This is a genomic window from Mesorhizobium sp. M4A.F.Ca.ET.090.04.2.1, assembly GCF_003999085.1.
Classification (GTDB): Bacteria; Pseudomonadota; Alphaproteobacteria; order Rhizobiales; family Rhizobiaceae; genus Mesorhizobium.
Map to the genome: position 1 here is coordinate 1 of NZ_RZOT01000720.1, position 2280 is coordinate 2280.

A 2280-nucleotide genomic window follows, 5' to 3' on the forward strand; every position below is an offset into this window, starting at 1 on the left:
GTCATCGGCCTCGCCAAGGAGCGCGGCCTGGAAGTGATCGAGCGCGCCATCATGCCGGAAGAGCTCGAAGGCTTCGAACAATGCTTCCTTACCGGCACGGCAGCTGAAGTGACGCCGGTTTCGGAGATCGGTCCATACCGATTCGAGGTTGGCGAGATCGCCAAGACATTGATGAATGATTATTCTGCTGCAGTGCAACCAAAGCATGCTATCGCCGCAGAATAGCGATAAGTCACAGCTTTTTTGTCTTACAGGGGCGGTTTTCTGGCCGCCCCTTTTATTTAAGCCTCGGTGCATTTGACTTTCATCCAATTCAGCGTCTCATGATGACGTCGGCCCGAGGAGGCTGGCAGTTATGGAGGGACTGTTAACATGGATACGAACACGCTCGTTGCGATCATTGTGCAGGTGATTGCGGGTGTTATCGGTGGTCAGGCAGTAGGCGTTGCGCTGAAGCAGGCGGCGATGGGACAGCTAACCAAAATCCTCGGTGGCGCGATCGGCGGCGTCGGCGGCGCGGCCATCCTCGGCAGCCTGCTCGGCGGTGGCGCTGTCGACCCGGCAGCCGCGGCGGGTGGAATCGGAAGTGCGATTGACCTGAAGAACATCCTCGGCGGTGCCGGCGGCGGCGCCATCCTGACCGGCATCATCGGCGCGGTCCTGAACGCGATGAAGAAGTAAAGGCCCGAAATCCCCGGGTTTCGCGTGGGCGGCTGCGGCCGCCCATTTTCGTTTGGCAAGCGGTGGACGCCGTTCGTCAGTCTCTCTACATCGGGGAAGACACAGCGAAAGGACAATCATGGGTCAGCTCAATGCCGGCATCGTGCCGGTCACGCCCTTCCAGCAGAACTGCACGATTCTCTTCGACATGGACGACAGACAAGGTGTGGTCGTCGATCCCGGCGGCGACATCGACAAGGTGCTGTCGGTGCTGAAGGACAATGACATCAGGGCCGGCGCGATCTGGATCACGCATGGCCATATCGACCATGCCGGCGGCGCGATGGAGTTGAAGGAGGCGCTCGGCGTCGACATCATCGGCCCGCACGAGGCCGACCGGCCGCTGCTCGCCAACCTCGAGAACCAGGCCAAGCGCTTCGGCGTCACCGACGCGGTGCGCAACTGCGTGCCCGACCGGTTTCTCACCGAAGGCGAGACCGTGTCGTTCGGAAACCACGTGTTCGAGGTCCTGCATTGCCCCGGGCACGCGCCGGGCCATGTCGTCTACTATAATCGCGCGGCGAAGTTCGCCCATGTCGGCGACGTGCTGTTTCGCGGCTCGGTCGGGCGCACCGACCTGCCCGGCGGTGACCACGCCGCGCTGATCGCCTCGATCAAGGAAAAGCTCTTGCCGCTCGGCGACGACATTGGCTTCATCTGCGGCCACGGCCCCGGAGGCCGCTTCGGCGAGGAGCGCCGCACCAATCCGTTCCTGACCTAGGGTGTGTCGATATTCAGGTGAGGCCGGCCTGCGAGCGGTGGGTTCCTGCGCTTCCGGTGCTCACGTACTTTGAGTACGCTCCGCTCCGGTTCTCGGAACCCATCGCTCTCGGCTCGGCCTGACCTGAATCTCAACACACCCTGGGTGAGCGCCTAAAGGAGCCCCAAACAAAAAGCGCTGGCCTTGCGGTCAGCGCTTTCTTGTTAGGGGCAGGGAAGCCTCAGTTGGCGACGCAGAAGTGCTGCTCGCCATCATTGCCGGTGAAGGTACCGGTGCGGGAATTGAAGGTGCGATAGCGGTCCGAGCAATATTCGTACCAGGCACGGGTCCACGGTTCCGCATAGCGGTCGGCATAGACGACGCGCGGCTGCGCATAATAGCGGCGAACCGGAGCCGGCTGCACATAGCGGTAGTCATAGTCGTCGTAGCCCGGCTCGTAATAGCTGTTGTAGCGAGGCTGCGGGTTGCTCAACGCGCCGGCGATCAGGGCGCCGGCAGCAAGGCCGACGACGCCGGCGGCGAGGGCGTCGTTGTGGTTGTGATGGTGACGGCGCCAGCGCCAGTCATCGGCATTGGCCGCCGGCAAGGTGGCCAATATGGTCGCGGCGATGCCCGTGGACAGAATGGCGGTCTTGAGAATTCGGTTCATTTCGGTCTCCTTCGCGCCGGCCCGTGTATTTTCGGGGGGATGCGGACCGGCTTTAGCAAAGGTTAATAAGAGACCGTGGCTGAACGGAGGCTGAACGAAATCCGGCCTGACATTTCGATTGCTTGCGCAAAACCATAGACCCGGCGAGAGCGGACCCGCCTCATCAGTCTCCGCCAGGTCTGTCCTGAAC

4 protein-coding genes are annotated in these 2280 nt (G+C 62.1%); 3 read left to right on the forward strand and 1 reads right to left on the reverse strand.

The annotated features are described in order from the left end of the window. The 3 genes from EN781_RS30940 to EN781_RS30950 all read left to right on the forward strand — a co-directional run. Positions 1–225 (forward strand): aminotransferase class IV (locus EN781_RS30940; protein ID WP_189347950.1); only part of this gene is annotated, 225 nt, incomplete at its 5' end. Positions 226–372: 147 nt separating this feature from the next. After that, positions 373–681 (forward strand): hypothetical protein, encoded by a 309-nt coding sequence (locus tag EN781_RS30945; protein WP_126058700.1) that lies wholly within the window; start codon positions 373–375, stop codon positions 679–681. Between the two features lie 118 nt (positions 682–799). Next, the gene (locus tag EN781_RS30950) at positions 800–1441 is read left to right on the forward strand and encodes an MBL fold metallo-hydrolase (protein WP_126058701.1); all 642 of its coding nucleotides are present in this window, start codon (positions 800–802) and stop codon (positions 1439–1441) included. Positions 1442–1661: 220 nt separating this feature from the next. Here EN781_RS30950 and EN781_RS30955 read toward each other — a convergent pair whose 3' ends face one another. Next, positions 1662–2090, reverse strand: a complete 429-nt coding sequence (locus EN781_RS30955; protein ID WP_126058702.1) for a BA14K family protein — start codon at positions 2088–2090, stop codon at positions 1662–1664. Between the last annotated feature and the right edge of the window lie 190 nt (positions 2091–2280).

Coding starts and splice junctions, on each gene's coding strand:
- EN781_RS30945 (WP_126058700.1), top strand. CDS start 373: ATGGATACGAACACGCTCGTTGCGATCATTGTGCAGGTGATTGCGGGT.
- EN781_RS30950 (WP_126058701.1), top strand. CDS start 800: ATGGGTCAGCTCAATGCCGGCATCGTGCCGGTCACGCCCTTCCAGCAG.
- EN781_RS30955 (WP_126058702.1), bottom strand. CDS start 2,090: ATGAACCGAATTCTCAAGACCGCCATTCTGTCCACGGGCATCGCCGCG.